This window comes from Brevibacillus fulvus, assembly GCF_016908525.1.
Lineage (GTDB): Bacteria > Bacillota > Bacilli > Brevibacillales > Brevibacillaceae > Brevibacillus_G > Brevibacillus_G fulvus.
This window is the reverse complement of sequence record NZ_JAFBEB010000005.1, coordinates 89,783-107,039: the sequence shown is the minus strand read 5'-3', so window position 1 is coordinate 107,039 and position 17,257 is coordinate 89,783. Positions and strand designations below refer to the sequence as shown.

The following is a 17,257-nucleotide window of genomic DNA, read 5'->3' as shown; positions in this document are numbered from 1 at the left end:
ATAAACAGCAAGCGTTGAATCAAGTTATTTGTTGCCAATAGAATTTTTTCAGCAGAATAGCGCAAGTTGTGCGATATGTAATATTTGATAGTATATTGTGTTTACTCTCCGCTCTCTGCTAAAATTGTAACATAGACGACATAATTCGACTATTTTTTGTCTGTGCAAAATGGACAACTCTTTTCCCTGATCCGGGATTTTTTGTGTCTTCATTAGATGAACTAACAGAGAGAGAAAAGGGGGTTTCCAATGAAAAAAATTGGACTTGCTTTGCAAATTTTGCTTGGGCTGATCGCCGGGATTATTGTCGGTGCCATCTTCTACGGCAATCCGACGGTTGCCAGCTACTTGCAGCCGATTGGCGACGTCTTTTTGCGCCTGATCAAGATGATCGTGATCCCGATCGTCATTTCCACATTGATTGTAGGTGTAGCGGGTGTTGGGGACACCAAAAAGCTCGGCAAAATCGGCGGGAAAACGCTGCTCTATTTTGAAATTGTCACAACGGTGGCGATTATCATTGGACTGCTTGCAGGCAACCTGTTTCAACCAGGGGCCGGTGTCAATATGCATGACTTGGCCAAAACGGACATTAACAGTTATGTAGAAACGGCGCATAATGCGGAGAGCCACAGCTTGGTCAGCACTTTTGTCAACATCGTGCCGAAAAACATCTTCGAAGCGATGTATAATGGCGACATGTTGGCGATCATTTTCTTCTCCGTCATGTTTGGGTTGGGTGTAGCGGCCGTCGGTGAAAAAGGCAAACCGGTCGTTTCCTTTTTCCGCGGTGTCGCCGATGCAATGTTCTGGGTTACCAATCAAGTTATGAAATTCGCACCATTTGGAGTATTCGCCTTGATTGGTGTTACGGTTTCCAAATTTGGCATCGGTTCGCTGACTCCTTTGGGAAAACTGGTTTTGCTTGTTTATGGCGCGATGATTTTCTTTGTCGTTGTCGTACTTGGGATCGTGGCAAAAATGTCTGGAACGAGTATTTTTTCTCTAATGAAGATTTTGAAAGACGAGATGCTGCTCGCCTACTCCACGGCGAGTTCGGAGGCCGTGTTGCCGAAAATCATCGAGAAGATGGAGAAATTCGGCTGCCCGCAGGCAATTACATCGTTTGTAGTTCCATCGGGGTATTCCTTTAACTTGGACGGTTCTACATTGTACCAGGCGATCGCAGCTTTGTTTATCGCCCAAATGTATGGGATCGATCTTTCGATTGGCACGCAGATCACGCTCGTCTTGGTGTTGATGGTCACATCGAAGGGAATTGCCGGGGTGCCAGGGGTTTCTTTTGTCGTCTTGCTGGCTACACTTGGCTCGGTGGGGATCCCGTTGGAAGGATTAGCCTTTATCGCTGGAATTGACCGCCTGCTCGACATGGCGCGCACGGTGGTCAACGTATTGGGCAATTCCTTGGCCGCAGTGGTTATATCCAAATGGGAAGGCCAATACGATCAAGCAAAAGGTGATAAATACTTGGCAAGTTTGTAGAAAAAGCTGTTGGAAACCGTTTTCGCTGGGGGGTGGACAAAGCCGCCCTGCGAAAGCGGTTGTTTCTTTTCGACAAGAGCACCGATACGGTGCTTTTTTTTATGACGAAATGCGATGACTGCTGCATAGCCCTTTTGCCGGAATTGTTTGGCGACGTTTGCTTGACAAATGATGGCGCCGGGTCGTATATATTCAGTATTGCTTGAAAAATGGTAAAATTCCGCTCGGCAATGGAGGGAACGCGCGTGTCATCTAATCATCTGTCAACAAAGCTTTCCTACAAGTCTGTTCCGATCAATGTGTCCTTTTTTTACGGATGGGTTATTGTTCTGATCAGCGCAATCGGCATTTTCTTTTCCGGACCGGGGCAAACTTATTCCAATTCCGTATTTATTGAGTCGTATATCCATGACTTGCAGCTGGATCGGACGGCCGTATCGGGGATTTACTCATTGGCCACCTTGATTTCCGGATTGCTGCTGTTTCTTGTGGGAAAGGCGGTTGACCGCTATGGCCGGCGGGTAATGATGACTTTGGCCGGCGTTTGTTTGGGGCTTGCCTGTTTTTGGAACAGTACCGTCGCGGGACCGTTCACCTTATTTGTCGGATTTTTTATGGTTCGTTTTTTTGGGCAAGGTTCTCTTACGCTTATTCCCAATACGCTCGTTTCCCAATGGTTTATCAAACGAAGGGGACGCGCCCTCAGTTTCGCCGGCTTGGGAGGATTGCTCGGCGCAGCCTGTTTCCCCCCGCTCGGCAACTGGTTGATCGAAAGCTACGGCTGGCGGGTTGCCTGGATGGTACTGGGGACAGCGTTGCTCCTGATTTTTGTGCCAATCGCCTTCTTTTTCGTGCGAAACCGGCCGGAAGAGGTCGGTTTGCAGCCTGATCAAATCGCTGACAAGCAAGAAGGGGAAGCCGGTTCCAGCCCGGTGACCGATATCTCCTGGACATTGGCCGAAGCGACGAAGACAAGGGCTTTTTGGTTCATGCTGATCTGTACGGCGATCCCGGCAATGATTTATACGGGAGTGACGTTTCAAATTTTCTCGATTATGGAGGAGCATCATATCAGCCGGACGACGACCGCGTTTGTGCTAAGCCTGGTACCGCTGGTAAGCTTCGTTTGTTCGCTTGCTTCCGGTTTTATCGTGGAGCGGGTCAAGGTTCATACGATGTTTGGCCTGACTTTGCTGTTGAATATCGCCGCTCCGCTATTATTGATCTTTGCCCATTCCGATGCGATGGTATTTTGCTTTGCGATTGCCTGGGGAGTAGCGCAGGGCTTTATGAATATTCCGTTAAATGTGGTTTGGCCCAACTACTTCGGCAGAAAGCATCTCGGCAGCATTAACAGCGTGACCACAGCGGCGACGGTGATTGGTTCGGCTCTTGGGCCTATTCCATTCGGCTGGGTCTATGATTATCTTGGCGCATACAACCCGATCTTATGGGTCACGGTCGTTTTTTGGGGCTTGGGTGCATTGCTTGCTTTTTTATCGCCGCAACCGATGCAAAAACCACGCCTGTTGTCTCCTGAAAAGTAACAAATAAAACCACTCGATGGACAGCAGCCACCGAGTGGTTTCGTTATGCTTGCACAATAAAGTTCAATAAAAACAAGGCGCTGATAAAGATCAGGGTCAGCGGCAATTCTCGAACTTTGCGCCGGGCAAATTGGATCAACACATACGCGATGAAGCCAAAGCCAATTCCGTCGACGATACTGTATGTCAGCGGAATCAGGGCAATGATCAAAATGGCGGGAAACGCCTGAGAGAAGTCCTGCAGTGGCAAGTGACGGATATTTTGCACCATCAGTCCGCCAATGATGATCAATACCGGAGCAACAGCCTGATCCGGAATCATTTTGATGACCGGAATAAAGAACAAGGTCAGCAAAAAGAGGAGGCCGGTTGTGATCGCAGTCGTTCCGGTTTTTCCTCCTGCGGCAATTCCGGCGGCGCTTTCCACAGCCGACACTGTGGGAGAGGAACCGAGCAGCCCTGCTCCCATGACCGAGATCGCGTTCGCTTGGTAAGCACGGGAGAACTTCTGTTTGTCTTCAAGCAAGCTGTGCAACAGCCCCATGTTTTCAAAAACAATCACCATCGTGAATGAGAAGGTGGCCATCCAGAAGCCAAATTGACCGAGATCGGCAAAAGACAGCGATCCGACCACGGTGCTGTATTCAGTAAACGAAATGCCCTCCCATTGCATCCCGCTCAAATCAATCAGCCCAAACAGCCAGGCGATCAATGAACTGGTGACGATGCCAATCAGGAAACTTCCCTTTATATTTTTTACATGCAACACAATGTTCAGCACCAGTCCAATCACGGTCACGAGGACAGGCAAGCTGCCGAGATCGCCGAGGGCAACGAAGGTGCTTTCATTATTCACGATGATTCCGCCTTTTTGCAGGCCGATAAAGATCAGGAACAATCCGATTCCGACACTGATCGCTTCCTTCAGGGAAGCCGGAATCGCTTGACTAAGCAGTTGAGCGAGTTTGGTGAAGGCGATCAGGCAAAAAATCAGTCCGGACAAAAAGACAGCAGCAAGCGCTTCTTGCCAGGATAGCCCCATCGTGCGAACAACAGTGTAGGTAAAAAACGCGTTTATGCCCATTCCCGGGACAAGAATGACCGGCGCTTTCGCCCAGAAGGCCATCAACAGGCATCCGACAAAAGCGGTAAGCGCGGTAGCCGTGATTCCTGCTTCCAGAGGAATGCCAGCGTCGGCGAGAATGATCGCATTCACGACAATTACATACACACTGGTAAAATAAGAGGTCAGACCAGCCAGCAGCTCCTTGTTAACAGCTGTACGCATCATAGTCCCTTCTTTAAGTAATAAACCCTCACCCACCCGATACGTCTGCGCTGACGTACCGTACAGAATTATAACAGAAAGCACGATTTTTTGCAGGGGGAGATGAACACCTCTAGTTTTCCCCACATCGCGGCGAATTGAACTGACAGCATTTGGCACCCATCAAAGAAAAAAGAGCACCGTAAACATGATGCTCTAAGAAGGCAAACAGCCGGTTTCCCCGTTGGATGTGAGCATGCCGGGATTGACAGCAGCTTAGTTGGCCAACCGTTTTTCCAGATAGCGGGAGAACAAGGTCAGCAAATGGATAAAGACAAAATAAAAAACGGCAACGGTAATCCAAATCTCAAAAAACCGGTAGTTCCCCGAAATAATAATTTCCCCGCTGTTGGTCAACTCGCGAATCCCGATAACGGTTAACAGCGACGTATCTTTCATGCTGACGATCGCCTGGTTGACAAAGGCCGGAATCATTCTTCGCACCGCTTGCGGCAAGACAACCAACCGCATGGCCTGTCCCCGCGTCAAACCGAGCGAACGGGCAGCTTCCATCTGTCCGCCATCGACAGATTGAATACCGGCGCGGAAAATTTCGGCCAAATAAGCGGAAGCGTTTAAACTGATGGCGGCAATCCCCGCGACAAATTCGTCAATTTGAAAATCAAGCGCATAGGGAATCCCGAAGTAAATGATAAAAATTTGCACGAGCAGCGGCGTGCCGCGAATGATGTCAATGTAGACCGTTCCGATCGACCGCAGAATTTTCGTTCGTGCGGTATTCATCAAACCAATAAACAGCCCGATAATCAGGGCGATAATAAGAGCAAGCACCGTAATCTCGATCGTCACGAGCAAACCTTTTGCCAAAATCGGTAATGCATCCACAATAACTTGCCATGAACTTTTCACTGTTCGCTCCCCTCTCGTATGAAATTGCTCCAAAAAAAGGACGCTGTCGCGTCCTTTTGCACCGCATTATTTTTGTTCACCCAGATATGTCTTGATGATTTCGTCGTATTTGCCGCTCTCCTGAACCTTTTTCAAACCATCGTTAATCTTTTTGAGCAACTCTTCATTTCCTTTGGCGACGCCAATCCCATAATAGTCACCATTCAGACGGTCACCGACGATTTTCAGGTTGGAGTTGGGGTCAACGGCAATTTTGTAAGAAACAACAGGGTAGTCTTCGAGCGTTACGTCGGCGTTGCCGTTAACGACTTCCTGGAACATGGCAGGGCTGTCATCAAAATATTTAATTTCCGCGCCGTATTTTTGCGCCAGCTCTTCTGCGAATTTGGCGCCGGTGGTACCTTTTTTGATCGCGATCGTTTTGCCTTTCAGGTCTTCCGGATTTTTGATTGTTTCGTTATCTGCGCGGACAACCAGAGAGAGTCCGGCTTGGTAGTAAGGCTCCGAGAAGTCGATCACCTGTTTGCGTTCATCAGTGATGCTGATACCAGCGGCAGCACCGTCCAATTGCTTGGAGGTGATCCCCGGGATAATCCCTTTGAAGTCCATCGGCTTGATCTCAATTTCAAACCCTTCGGCTTCCGCGATGGCATTCAACAAGTCGATATCGATTCCGACATATTTGCCGTCTTTCTCAAACTCAAATGGTGGATAAGTCGCATCTGTACCAAAGACATATTTCTCTTTTGCGGGAGCGCTGGATTCAGCCGGTGCGGCAGCTCCATTTGAGCTGTCGTTGCCCGAAGTGCTTTGGCTTTGGCCAGAACTGCCGCAAGCAGAAACAGTTAACGCCAAAAGACAGGATAGGACGGTAAAGAGTGCTTTTTTCATGTTTAACCCCCTGTTTTTTCTATATTTTTATAATAATTAAGAATAATATAATATATGCCATATTATGTAGTCAAAAGGAAATAGCTTCAATTTTTTTGACAGAGCCATTTTTTGATCGGCTGATGCAGTCGGAACGAGTATAATCAATTGTAGAAATTATACGTCAGTGAGGATGTTGCTAACAATGAAACAGATTTTGCGCAATGACTGGGCTTCGCTGCTGGAAGAGGAATTTACCAAACCGTATTATACTCAATTGCGTCAATTTTTGGCAGAGGAATATCAACGCCACACAATTTATCCTGATATGTATGACATATTTAATGCGCTTCACTATACGCCTTACGAACAGGCCAAAGTGGTCATTCTGGGCCAGGACCCCTACCATGGGCCGGGACAGGCGCATGGGTTAAGTTTTTCTGTGAAGCCGGGAGTAGCCATTCCGCCGTCTTTGCAAAATATTTTCAAAGAATTGCGCGCAGATGTTGGCTGTGATCTGCCCAATAACGGCTATCTGATCAAATGGGCAGAGCAAGGGGTTTTGCTGTTAAACACGGTTTTGACCGTCAGGGAAGGTCTGCCCAACTCCCATAAAGGAAAGGGATGGGAGCAGTTTACCGACAAAGTGATTGCCGCGCTGAACCAACGGGAAAGACCGCTTGTCTTTTTGCTGTGGGGAAAACATGCCCAGGCAAAGCGTGAACTGATCACCAATGGTCATCATTTTATTATCAGTTCTCCTCATCCCAGTCCGTTATCCGCCAGCCGCGGCTTTTTTGGAAGCAGACCTTTCTCCAAAACGAATCAATTTCTTCGCTCAATCGGGAGCGGGCCGATCGACTGGCAGATTCCCAATCTGTAGGCTGTCAGCCGCAAATTTAGCGGTAAGCCCATTCCTCCACCCAGTTGATCGCTTTCAGCCTGTTTTGCCAGGTTTGACGCAAAGGCTGAAAAGCTCGCGGCGGCAGCTTTCGAGCTGTGCGAATACAGACGCTCCAAGCTTCACGCGGCAGCTTGAACAAGGCGCTGATCAACAATTTCTCGTCAGGACGAAGGGGGAGTACCTCCGTATAGCCCGCCAGGATGGCGTCGAGGAAAGGAATGTTGAAATCCGCTGTATTGGTCAAGGCTTGCACAAGTTCCAGGTAGGCAGAGCCAATCCCGGCAAAATCCCAATCGATCAAGTAGAGACCGGAGCTGGTTGAGATCAGGTTGGGGGTTGTCACATCGCCGTGAATGAAGCTGGGACGCGCCATTTCCGCCTGCAGCAGGCGTTGGATTCTCGGCAATTGAATTGTACTCCAGCCTTGTGCAGAGAGTGTCAGACAGTGAGGGCCGTGCTGGGTAAACCATCTGCCAACTTCCGATGTTTGTTTAGAGACTTTCGGAAGATGGAGGCGAAATTCGCGATAGGAGTTATGCAGCTTCTTCCACTTGGCAATTGGAACAGGTTTAACAGAAGGTGTGAATGTACGGGAGATAAGATGCAGCTCTGCCAACGTTTGCCCTAATAAGAAGTAATGATGCTCATCGGCGACAAAGGGCTGTCCCTCAATCCAGTCGGTCAGGTAGAACAGTCTTCCTTCGACTTCTACCCATCTCTGCTTGCTTGGTGTCTCCCGCCAATGTGGAAGTTTGGCAAAACCGGCTTTTTGCAGCTTTTTCATGTAGGCAGAAAGCTTCGCCAAGCGCTGCTTCGAGCGGAGGTAAGGCTTTAGCAAAAAGATCCCTTTGTCGGTTTCCACGCGCAGGGCTCCGGGATTGTAGAGCGAACGGTGCGATTCCATACGGAGAAACCGCAACCGATATTGATGGGCGATTTTCTGATAAACTGGCTTCTTCGCATTTTGCGGCAGGGCTTTCAATTGGTTCCCTCCTCTGGCAGGCAAGTTTGGCAGGTCTGATGAGACTCTACCAGTAGTGTATTGCAGAGGAAGGGGAAAGGTATGGTCAGTTGCCCGCGCAGCTTTTTGAAAAAAAGCAGAAGACTGAGCGGCCGTCTTAACAAAAAAGGAGAGCACATCCCATGCTCTCCGCGACTTGATGCTAACGAGTGCCTTCTATCCCGCGCAACAGGCCACTGATCGCCCCAAGGTGATATCCTTCGTGATACAATGTGAAGCCGAGCACTTCCCCCATCGTATTCAGAACAAGTCTGCCGCCTCCGAGTGAAAACGGTTTGGACAGCGGCTCTTCCAAACGGCCGGTCAACATGTCGGTTACTCGGCCAACTTGCTCTTCCAGCAATGTTTTAAGCGTACGGAGGGAGGGCGGTTCTGCCGTCCAGTCAGTCGGTTTGCTGCCGCCTTTAAAGAAATCGGCAAAGCCATCAGGGTAATTGGCTGGCTGTCCGGTGGTAACTGCCAGGAATCCTTCGAGTGAGACATAAATGTGGCCGAGGTTCCAGCGAATGTTGTTGCGGAATCCTGCCGGTATTTGGTCAGCCACTTCTTCAGTCAGCGAGTCGAAGTGCTGCAACGTATGATTGCGAACAAACGAAAATTGCTGAAATAAAGTTTCTTCTGACATTGGAAACCATCCTTTCTTTCCCTAAGTCAATCCATGCTTTTGATCACCAGCAGCTGTCCGTTTTTCAGGCTGATGGACCCGGAATCGGAGAGGAGCACGTTGCTGATACCCAGCGAGTCGCCTATTCGCAAAGCAGCGTCATGCAGCGGGTATTGAAATCCATCCAGCGTGATCCCGGTTACTTCCCAACCGAATGGCAGAAGGGAAACATGGGTAAATCGGCCACGCTCGATCTGGATCGGTTTGTCGATCAGCAACAGCTCATTCTTTTCATCCAAAATTCGGCATGGTATATGGAAGCGAAGGCCCAAGCTCAGCAAGTGAACATTGGACAGCGTGTGGTCAAAGCGTGTGCCCAAGGCACCCAACAAAACAATTTCCGCTGGCCTTTGCTGGAGCGCCCAGTGAAAGGCCATCTCCGTATCGGTTTGGTCTTTCATCACCGGATCGCAACTGATGTATGTTTTGCTGTTGGTTCGGATTTCCTCTGCTTCAGCCCCGGTGACCGAATCGAAATCGCCGATGGCGAGATCCGGTTGCAGTTGGTGACGAATCAGAAAAAGGGCTCCCCGGTCTACTCCGACGATGAGATCATCGTCGCGTATTTCCTCCAAGGCCCATTCCCCTAATGTTCCCCCTGTAAAGATGAGGATGCGATGTTGGTTGTTCATGAATCGAGGCCGCCCCTTTTTCTACGGTTTCAGAAATTCCGTGGGTCTGCATCGTGTTGCAGACATCATCCATATTTTAGCACGTAAGCCTGCCGATTGGCTATTTTTGACATTGGGCACAATAAAATGTTTTTCGGCTGCCGATGTTGTCCTTGATGATTTTCCCGCCGCAGCGCAGACAAGGCTGTCCTTCGCGGTCATAGACAAGACAGCGGTCATTGTAGCCACCCGTCAACTTGTCGCCTTGAAACAAGGGATATTCCATATATCCTCCGGCGGAAATCGCTGCCGGCAACACTGTGCGGATCGATTCGTACAAACCGGTCAGCTCGCTGTCGGTGATTGTGTCGATTCGCCGCTTGGGCAATAGCCCCGTCTGAAAGCAAATTTCGTCAGAATAACAATTGCCGATTCCGGCGATGACATGCTGATCGACCAACACAGGCTTGAGCATTCCTCTGTGCTTGTGCAGCACCTGCCGAAAATCGGCGAGCGTAAAAGCGGCGTCCAAGGGTTCCGGCCCCAAGTCAGCCAATTCGGCGGCAACGGTTTGCTCGCTGTGCAAATGCAAATAGCCTAATCGCAAGCCGTGAAAATACAAGCGTTTGTCGGCGAAGCCAAGGACCACTTGTGCGGTGCGGTTTAAGCGATCTTGCTCGCTTCCGTAATACAGAAATCCTCCCAGCATCAGGTGGAGCAACAATACATGGCCAAAGCTCAAATGAAACAGCAAATACTTCGCCCGGCGCTCCATCTTCGTGACAATACAGCCGCGAATCGTTCGGATGAAATCGTCGGCTGGCAGGTTGATCGTTTTCGCCCGCTCGACTTCGACCATGTCGATCGTTTGGCCGACAATGCGCTGCTGCAGCAAGGTTCGATAGGTCTCCATTTCCGGCAATTCCGGCATGTAGCTTGCTCCTTTTCCATGAAATTATGGTTATTTTCACCGACAGCCAGTGGCTCATGCATCGCTGTAAAAAAGATGGAGAATTGCTTCATCTCTTTCCTTTCCCTTCCCCAAGCGAATGGGGTATGATATAGGCGTATGTGTCTGCAAAAGAACAGAAGCTAACCAAAGCAAGAACAGGAGATACAGTTATGCCAAATGTCGAGTTGATTGCCACCGCAACCTTTGGTCTCGAGTCCGTGGTTGCAGAGGAAGTGAAGAATCTTGGGTATACCGATGTGCAGGTGGAAAATGGAAAGGTAACGTTTAAGGCTGATCTGTCAGCCATACCGCGGGCCAATCTTTGGCTGCGCACTTCCGACCGCGTTCGGGTGAAAATCGGCGAATTTACAGCCACTACCTTTGATGAGCTGTTTGAACAAACGAAGGCGCTTCCTTGGGCAGACTGGATACCGGAAGATGGCGCGTTCCCGGTGGAAGGCAAGTCGGTGAAATCAACTCTGTTCAGTGTTTCCGACTGCCAGGCCATTGTCAAAAAAGCAGTGGTGGAAAGCTTGAAAAAGCAATATAAGCGGGAATGGTTTGAGGAGAACGGGCCTCAGTTCAAAATAGAAGTTGCTTTGTTGAAGGATGTGGCGACGCTGACCATTGATACGTCCGGGCCGGGTTTGCACAAACGGGGATACCGGGAATTGATCGGGACTGCGCCGCTCAAGGAAACGATGGCGGCTGCGCTGATTCTGCTTTCACGGTGGAAACCGGATCGTGTCCTGATCGATCCGTTTTGCGGTTCGGGAACGATCCCGATCGAGGCAGCTTTGATCGGCCAAAACATTGCCCCCGGGATGAACCGTGAATTTGTGTCGGAAAGCTGGCCGTGCATTCCCCGGGAGTACTGGCGGGAAGCCCGGGCCGAAACGCATGACCTGGCCCAATATGACCGCAAACTGGAGATTATCGGTACCGATATAGACGAACAGGTGCTGCGCGTAGCTCGCCGCAATGCGATGGAAGCCGGGGTAGAGGAGCAAATCCATTTTCAGCGGATGGATGTAGCCGATATGCGTTCCAAACGTAAATACGGGTATATCATCTGCAACCCTCCATACGGAGAACGGTTGGGCGAGCGCCGCGAGGTAGAAAAATTGTATCACGAGATGGGACAGGTCTTTTCCGCGCTGGATACATGGTCTTACTATGTGATTACTTCCGATGAAGAGTTTGAGCGCCATTTTGGGCGGAGGGCCAGCAAAAAACGGAAACTGTACAACGGCAATATCAAAGTGGATTATTATCAGTTTTATGGTCCAAAGCCGCCGCGGCCAAAACCGAACGGGAGTAATCCAGCGGAGCTGTAAGGGAGAAATTGGGGGAGAAACGATGAGCAAGGGACGAAACTGGATTACAAGGAAGTGCATGGCGTGGGGAGCGGCTCTTGTTTTGTTAACCCAACCTGGCCTGAGTTGGGCAGAAGAGACGGATGTCACCGATGACGCGGTAATAACGGCACCTATCATAAAGGATGCGAACAGATTTGCCGATCTGGATCAAAGCTACGCCAAAGAAGCGGTGGAACGCCTGGCTTCTTACAAGCTGGTCTCAGGAGTGACAGAAGAGCTCTACGAGCCGGATCAACAGATCAAGCGCCAAGATTTTTTGCTGCTGCTGGCTAAAGTGATCGGCATGCTGCCCAGCGGCGAAAGGCAAGCTCCATTCGCCGATCTCTCGGCGGACAGCCCGTACGCAGACTATGTCAATGCCCTGATCGAGGCCGGAATTGTCAAAGGACGAGCGGATGGTTTGCTGCAAGGCGCAGAACCGTTGACCCGCCAGGAGATGGCTGTGCTGCTGGCCCGCCTGATTCCTGTCAACGGCATGATACCGGCAAGCGAATCGACTGTTCAGTATGCGGATGAAGCGGAAATCGCCGACTTTGCCCGAGAAGCCGTCAAGGTGGTAACAGCGAAACGATGGATGAACGGCAGTAATGGTCGCTTTCATCCTTTGGAGAAAGTCACCCGCGCGGAAGCAACCGTGGTTGCTGACCGGATACTGCAGGAACGGTTGAAACAGGCGGAAACGCTCAATTTCAGCGTCAACGCCGGGAAGATCACCTTGCATCCGGGAGAGAGCCGCCGCTTGGAAGTGAAGGCGATCGGCACGGAGCAGCTGCCCTTTACCCCGATTTTCACGTTGGACCGGCCGGAAATCGGAGAAATTTCGCCAGACGGCACGTTTACTGCCGGAGCGAGTGCGGGTACCGGACAAATCACCGTGTCCGTCGGGTATAAATCGATTCGCCTTCCCGTGGAAGTTGTCGCCGGCGGGCCAAGCGACTCGGCTATGCCGGACAATACGGCGGACAAGCTGATCAATTATGCACCGGACAGCTTTTTTAGCGTAAAGACGACGGGAACGCCGGATACGTATTTCCATCAGCTCGAACAGACGTATCCGGGTCCTGTCGGGGGGCTGGTGCAGCCGTCCGATACATGGACCGGTTACTTGAGGCAGTTTGGCCGGGAGATCACGCTGACCTTGCCGCAGGAAACGCCAGTACAAAAAGTGCGCCTCAGCTTTCAGCAGGATAAGAAATTGGGGATTACGCTTCCGGCCTATATGGAAGTCGATCTGTCCAAAGACGGGAAAGCGTGGCTGTACGCAGGAAAAGCGACCCACTCCGTCCCGGCATCCGAGGAAACCAAACTGGTCCGCACCCTGGAAGTGGATGTGCCGAGTACCGATGTTCGCTACGTTCGCGTGCGTTTTCCGGTTAAGGTGTTTGTCTTCGCTCGCCAGCTGCAAGTGTGGGGATCGGAGGAGCAGCAGGATGAGGTCCGGTATGTCATGCTGCCGCCTGCGCCGCAGTCTGTCTCATGGGAAGATGAAAAAGCGAACGATCGCATAAAAAATATGGTTCTGGCCTACTCGGGAGGATACGGCGATCTGGGCACCTGGAAAAAGGAAGACTTTTTGCCGCTGGTCGGTTACATTTCCCCGGATGGCATCATCCGCGATCAGATGTTTGATGCCGTTCATTTCATTCCGTATCCGAATCTGGAGACGACTGCAGAAGGCTGGACAAATTACCTGAACGATTTGTTCCGGCCGGGCCGTCAACTGGATGCCCTGAATGAAGCGATGATGGAGTACAACAAACGCCGCGGCACACTGTATATTGCGCCGGTGAAGGAAAAAGTTATTCTGACGCTTCCTTATCCCAACCCGAAACAGACTGATTTTGGCAAGGTTCGGGAAGATCAGGATTCGCTGTCATTTTCAGCGAGCGATGTTGGCGAAGAACGCGCCTTCGGATACCGCAAACAAGCCTTGGAATGGTATTTCAATCAACTGAAAATGCGCTGGGACAAAGCGGAATTTAAATATTTGCAACTGGACGGGATTTACTGGTACAACGAATTGATTGACGACGCGGTTCCTCGCGAACGGGAGTTGATCATCGAGACGGCCAACATGGTTCATCAACAGGGACTGCGCTATTATTGGATACCGTACTATGGCGCACCGGGGCTGAGTGAATGGAAGCAGCTCGGATTTGATTACGCTTTTGTTCAACCGAACTATTACGGCAATAACCCCATTCCGATCGACCGTATCGAAGCAACGCTGGAAGTGGCCAACAAATATGGCATGGGAATCGAAATTGAAGGCGACGATCGCATGGTTCGCGATCTGAAATATTTCCAGACCTATTACAATCAACTGATCGCCGCCCATAAGCTTGGCATCGACAAGGAGAAAATCCACGCTTACTATTACGGCTCGAAAAGCTTGCTGGCCGCCGTAAACAATCCTGATCCGGACAGCCGGGCGATTTATGACGACACGTATTTGTGGATCAAGGGACGCTTTGCACAGCAGGATTACTTGTTGCCGCAAGAAGTTCAGACGCAGGCGGAGGAAAAGCCGAAAGAGCAGCAATCGACCAGCCAGCCTGCCAGTCAAACCAACTGATTGACAGACTGTCTGATCCATTTCGAGCGTTAAACAGGAGACTCACGAAGTTGCTTATTGAAAGATAAGCAAACTTGCGTGAGTTTTTTGTTTGTTGGGGGACTCATGATTCCCGCTCCGAAGCCGACGGGACCATCGGCTGGGAGGATGCCGAGCGGAGATAGCGAAACATAAATGCATAAAGCAGGGCGCTGGCCAAAGCGAGCAGCAAAATGACTGTAAAAACGCCCTGCGGCGTCAGCCAAGTGGAAAAGCTGATAATGACCGGAGCAAGAAAGCGGCCGATTGTAAATTGCAGGCTGGATGCCCCCATGTACTGGCCGCGTTTGTCCTCGGGCGCATATTTGCTGATGAAGCTTTGCGCGACAGGTGTGCGAATCAGTTCGCCAAAGGTCAACACAACGATACATCCGAACAGCAGCCAGAGATTGCTGGTGAATCCCATAAAAAACATGCCCAGACCATAAAGGATACTGGAGACAATAAGCGAGTTTCGATCGCTCCAGGAAGCAAACCATCGGGTGACGGAAAGCGTAAGCAGAACGACGAGCAGGCCGTTCAGCCCGACCATCCAGCCAAACGCTTCCGTCCCGCCCAATATAAAGCGCCAATCGTTCCAGTGCAGCAGCATTTGTTCAGGGACGTGTTCTTTCACATACACCGCCAAATACAAATCGAGCTGCATAAATACTACGCTGATCAATACACCGGCGAGCGTGTAATAGGCAAACAGCTTGTCGCGGAAAATCAGGTAGTAGCTGCGCAGCTGTTGGCTGAGACCGGCGACGGGCTGTTTCGCTTGATCGCTTGGCGGACGAGTCTCTTTCAGGATCATTGACAAGACAATTCCGTATGCCAGACAGACGGCCATGCAGGCAATCAATAAACCGGTGCGATGATGCAGGAAGAAAAACGACCCAAGCACCGGTCCGATCACGACGCCGATATTGGTCGCGGTATAAAAGGTGGCGAAGACGAGCCGCCGATCTTCTTCAGGGGTAAGATCGGCCACCATCGCGGTGCTCGCTGGCCAATAGATGGCTCCGCCAATTCCGATGCCGATGAACGCAACATAATCGATCCACGGAGAAGGAGAAAAAGCGAACAGGCCAAACATCGCTGCTTGCAAAAATGCGCCCAGCAGCATTGTCGGACGCCGTCCCAGACGGTCAGACATGTTTCCTCCGAACAAGTTGGCGAATACTCCTAACAACGGGGGGATCATCAGCAAAAAGCTGGCCAGCTCTTTGCCAAAAGCGTCGCTGAAATACAAAGCAATAAAGGGATAATACATCCAGAAAAAGACTTGAAAAAGCATTTCGCCAAAAAGCCTGATCTTCAGATTGAGATCCCATGCCCACCAATACATCGTACGCCTCCTGTTTCCTTCTTTTCTGAAAATCGATCAGTACTTTGCTTTACAAATAAAAAACGCAAACGGCCGACGAACCGCATGCGTTTCTCTCCCCATCATTTTAACCGGGTGCTGAACCGTTCATGTAAGGAACAGCTTGAGGCAACATTTTATGGTAACAATGTTCCCGTTAAGAACCAGCCGGAATGGCGCGGAGGCAAACGTCTTGCAGTTTCGTTTGGACACAGGGTGAGAGGCAACGGTGTTCCCTCTAAATCGAACCTCTGCCTAAAACGCGAAAACTGCGTAACGGTTCATGTGCTCCTACGCTCCCTCGATTGGTCTGATGATAATGAATTGGTAGTATTAGGATAACGAAGAACAAGTGCGAAAGCAAGCAAGTTGTTGTAATTCATAAAATTGCCGGAAATATACTGGATGTATAGGCTGAATTGCGGTAAAATTTATTTTATCATATAGGTAAAAGTTGTAAAACAAGCAGAAGCGGAGGAATGGAAGATGTTGGACCCACGAATCGTAAAATTGGCCGAAACTTTATTGCGCCACTCTGTCCGATTGCAGCCCAAAGAAAACTTGATGATCGAGGTGCGCGGCGAAGGCTTGGATCTGGCGAAAGAACTCGTCAGACAAGCATATGAAGCAGGGGCATATCCATATGTGAATGTGATTGATTCGAAAATCCAACGGGAGCTGTTGTTGGGGACTTCGGAGGAGCGCACCGCTTATTTGCGGAAATGGCAGGAACCGATGTGGCGCGACATTCAAACCAACGTTGTCATCAATGGATTTACCAATGACAGCGAACTGTCCGATGTGCCGGTGGAAAAACGCCGAATTCACCAATTGGGGTTGAAACCGGTAAATGATTATGTTGTCTCCAATGTCCGCTGGGTGTTGCTCAATTATCCGACTCCGGCGATGGCGCAAAATGCCAATATGTCCACGGAAGCGTTTGAGGATTTTTACTTTGATGTATGTTCGGTTGATTACGAAAAAATGGAGCAAGCTTTTCAGCCATTGAAGCAGTTGATGGAGCGGACCGACAAGGTGAAATTGGTTGGACCGGGCACGGAGCTGACTTTTTCGATCAAAGGCATCCCCGCGATCATCTGCGCAGGTGAAGCCAACATCCCGGATGGGGAGATTTACACCGCTCCTGTACGAGACTCGGTCAACGGCAAAATTACGTTTAATACTTCGACTCAATACATGGGCAGCAAGTTTGAGCGGGTCAGCCTGACTTTCCAAAACGGAAAAATTGTCGAGGCTACCTCCACTGACAGCCAACGATTGAACGAAATTCTCGACAGCGATGAGGGAGCCCGTTATATCGGCGAGTTCGCGATCGGCGTCAACCCTTACATCCTGCATCCAATGAATGATATTTTGTTTGATGAAAAGATCGCCGGCAGTTTCCACTTTACTCCGGGGCAAGCGTATGAGAATGCCGATAACGGAAATCGCAGCACCGTCCACTGGGATATGGTCAACATTCAACGTCCCGAATACGGCGGCGGCGAAATCTGGTTTGATGACGTCCTGATTCGCAAGGACGGACGCTTTGTGCTTGAATCCTTGCAAGGGTTAAATCCGGAGAACTTGAAATAGCAGTTACCCCAATTAGCCGATGCAGTCAAGACGGACTGCACACTGAAAAAC

At 50.2% G+C, this 17,257-nt stretch carries 14 protein-coding genes; 6 read left to right on the top strand and 8 right to left on the bottom strand.

The features are described 5' to 3' along the window. Window positions 1-249 precede the first annotated feature (249 nt). On the top strand, window positions 250-1,503 hold the full coding sequence (locus JOD01_RS09065) for a cation:dicarboxylate symporter family transporter (protein WP_204518002.1): 1,254 nt from the start codon (window positions 250-252) through the stop codon (window positions 1,501-1,503). 245 nt (window positions 1,504-1,748) lie between these two features. Further along, the gene (locus tag JOD01_RS09060) at window positions 1,749-3,050 is read left to right on the top strand and encodes an MFS transporter (protein WP_204518001.1); all 1,302 of its coding nucleotides are present in this window, start codon (window positions 1,749-1,751) and stop codon (window positions 3,048-3,050) included. A gap of 43 nt (window positions 3,051-3,093) precedes the next feature. Here JOD01_RS09060 and JOD01_RS09055 read toward each other — a convergent pair whose 3' ends face one another. The 3 genes from JOD01_RS09055 to JOD01_RS09045 form a co-directional block, all read right to left on the bottom strand. After that, window positions 3,094-4,341, bottom strand: coding sequence for an NCS2 family permease (locus JOD01_RS09055; RefSeq protein ID WP_204518000.1), 1,248 nt, complete (start codon window positions 4,339-4,341; stop codon window positions 3,094-3,096). Between the two features lie 252 nt (window positions 4,342-4,593). Continuing rightward, window positions 4,594-5,169, bottom strand: coding sequence for an amino acid ABC transporter permease (locus JOD01_RS09050; RefSeq protein WP_476695687.1), 576 nt, complete (start codon window positions 5,167-5,169; stop codon window positions 4,594-4,596). 144 nt (window positions 5,170-5,313) lie between these two features. Further along, window positions 5,314-6,138 carry a transporter substrate-binding domain-containing protein gene (locus JOD01_RS09045; protein ID WP_204517998.1) on the bottom strand — a complete coding sequence of 275 codons (825 nt, stop codon included), beginning with the start codon at window positions 6,136-6,138 and terminating at the stop codon, window positions 5,314-5,316. 184 nt (window positions 6,139-6,322) lie between these two features. On the opposite strand from JOD01_RS09045, the gene JOD01_RS09040 reads away from it, so the two are divergent. Next, a complete protein-coding gene (locus JOD01_RS09040; protein WP_204517997.1) occupies window positions 6,323-7,000 on the top strand; it encodes a uracil-DNA glycosylase in 678 nt (225 codons plus the stop codon). A gap of 16 nt (window positions 7,001-7,016) precedes the next feature. Here the strand turns inward: JOD01_RS09040 and JOD01_RS09035 are convergent, their stop codons facing one another. The 4 genes from JOD01_RS09035 to mutM all read right to left on the bottom strand — a co-directional run bounded on the left by JOD01_RS09035 (window position 7,017) and on the right by mutM (window position 10,248). Beyond that, window positions 7,017-8,003: a phosphotransferase gene (locus tag JOD01_RS09035; protein WP_204517996.1), complete on the bottom strand. Its 987-nt coding sequence runs from the start codon at window positions 8,001-8,003 to the stop codon at window positions 7,017-7,019. Between the two features lie 181 nt (window positions 8,004-8,184). Continuing rightward, a complete protein-coding gene (locus JOD01_RS09030) occupies window positions 8,185-8,667 on the bottom strand; it encodes a DinB family protein (RefSeq protein WP_204517995.1) in 483 nt (160 codons plus the stop codon). A gap of 26 nt (window positions 8,668-8,693) precedes the next feature. After that, window positions 8,694-9,338, bottom strand: coding sequence for a thiamine diphosphokinase (locus JOD01_RS09025; protein WP_204517994.1), 645 nt, complete (start codon window positions 9,336-9,338; stop codon window positions 8,694-8,696). Window positions 9,339-9,438: 100 nt separating this feature from the next. Next, the gene (gene mutM / locus JOD01_RS09020; RefSeq protein ID WP_204517993.1) at window positions 9,439-10,248 is read right to left on the bottom strand and encodes a bifunctional DNA-formamidopyrimidine glycosylase/DNA-(apurinic or apyrimidinic site) lyase; all 810 of its coding nucleotides are present in this window, start codon (window positions 10,246-10,248) and stop codon (window positions 9,439-9,441) included. Between the two features lie 191 nt (window positions 10,249-10,439). On the opposite strand from mutM, the gene JOD01_RS09015 reads away from it, so the two are divergent. Further along, window positions 10,440-11,606: a THUMP domain-containing class I SAM-dependent RNA methyltransferase gene (locus JOD01_RS09015; RefSeq protein ID WP_204517992.1), complete on the top strand. Its 1,167-nt coding sequence runs from the start codon at window positions 10,440-10,442 to the stop codon at window positions 11,604-11,606. A 22-nt stretch (window positions 11,607-11,628) separates the two neighbouring features. Further along, window positions 11,629-14,223, top strand: a complete 2,595-nt coding sequence (locus tag JOD01_RS09010; protein WP_204517991.1) for a DUF4855 domain-containing protein — start codon at window positions 11,629-11,631, stop codon at window positions 14,221-14,223. 103 nt (window positions 14,224-14,326) lie between these two features. Here the strand turns inward: JOD01_RS09010 and JOD01_RS09005 are convergent, their stop codons facing one another. Then, window positions 14,327-15,592: an MDR family MFS transporter gene (locus JOD01_RS09005; RefSeq protein WP_204517990.1), complete on the bottom strand. Its 1,266-nt coding sequence runs from the start codon at window positions 15,590-15,592 to the stop codon at window positions 14,327-14,329. A 504-nt stretch (window positions 15,593-16,096) separates the two neighbouring features. Here JOD01_RS09005 and JOD01_RS09000 point away from each other — a divergent pair. Continuing rightward, entirely contained in the window at window positions 16,097-17,206 is a 1,110-nt protein-coding gene (locus JOD01_RS09000; protein ID WP_204517989.1) for an aminopeptidase, read from the top strand. Window positions 17,207-17,257: the final 51 nt, after the last annotated feature.

Excerpts from the sequence above, each read along its gene's own strand:
- JOD01_RS09065 (WP_204518002.1), top strand. The coding sequence starts at position 250 with ATGAAAAAAATTGGACTTGCTTTGCAAATTTTGCTTGGGCTGATCGCC.
- JOD01_RS09055 (WP_204518000.1), bottom strand. The coding sequence starts at position 4,341 with ATGATGCGTACAGCTGTTAACAAGGAGCTGCTGGCTGGTCTGACCTCT.
- JOD01_RS09045 (WP_204517998.1), bottom strand. The coding sequence starts at position 6,138 with ATGAAAAAAGCACTCTTTACCGTCCTATCCTGTCTTTTGGCGTTAACT.
- JOD01_RS09040 (WP_204517997.1), top strand. The coding sequence starts at position 6,323 with ATGAAACAGATTTTGCGCAATGACTGGGCTTCGCTGCTGGAAGAGGAA.
- JOD01_RS09030 (WP_204517995.1), bottom strand. The coding sequence starts at position 8,667 with ATGTCAGAAGAAACTTTATTTCAGCAATTTTCGTTTGTTCGCAATCAT.
- JOD01_RS09025 (WP_204517994.1), bottom strand. The coding sequence starts at position 9,338 with ATGAACAACCAACATCGCATCCTCATCTTTACAGGGGGAACATTAGGG.
- mutM (WP_204517993.1), bottom strand. The coding sequence starts at position 10,248 with ATGCCGGAATTGCCGGAAATGGAGACCTATCGAACCTTGCTGCAGCAG.
- JOD01_RS09015 (WP_204517992.1), top strand. The coding sequence starts at position 10,440 with ATGCCAAATGTCGAGTTGATTGCCACCGCAACCTTTGGTCTCGAGTCC.
- JOD01_RS09010 (WP_204517991.1), top strand. The coding sequence starts at position 11,629 with ATGAGCAAGGGACGAAACTGGATTACAAGGAAGTGCATGGCGTGGGGA.
- JOD01_RS09005 (WP_204517990.1), bottom strand. The coding sequence starts at position 15,592 with ATGTATTGGTGGGCATGGGATCTCAATCTGAAGATCAGGCTTTTTGGC.
- JOD01_RS09000 (WP_204517989.1), top strand. The coding sequence starts at position 16,097 with ATGTTGGACCCACGAATCGTAAAATTGGCCGAAACTTTATTGCGCCAC.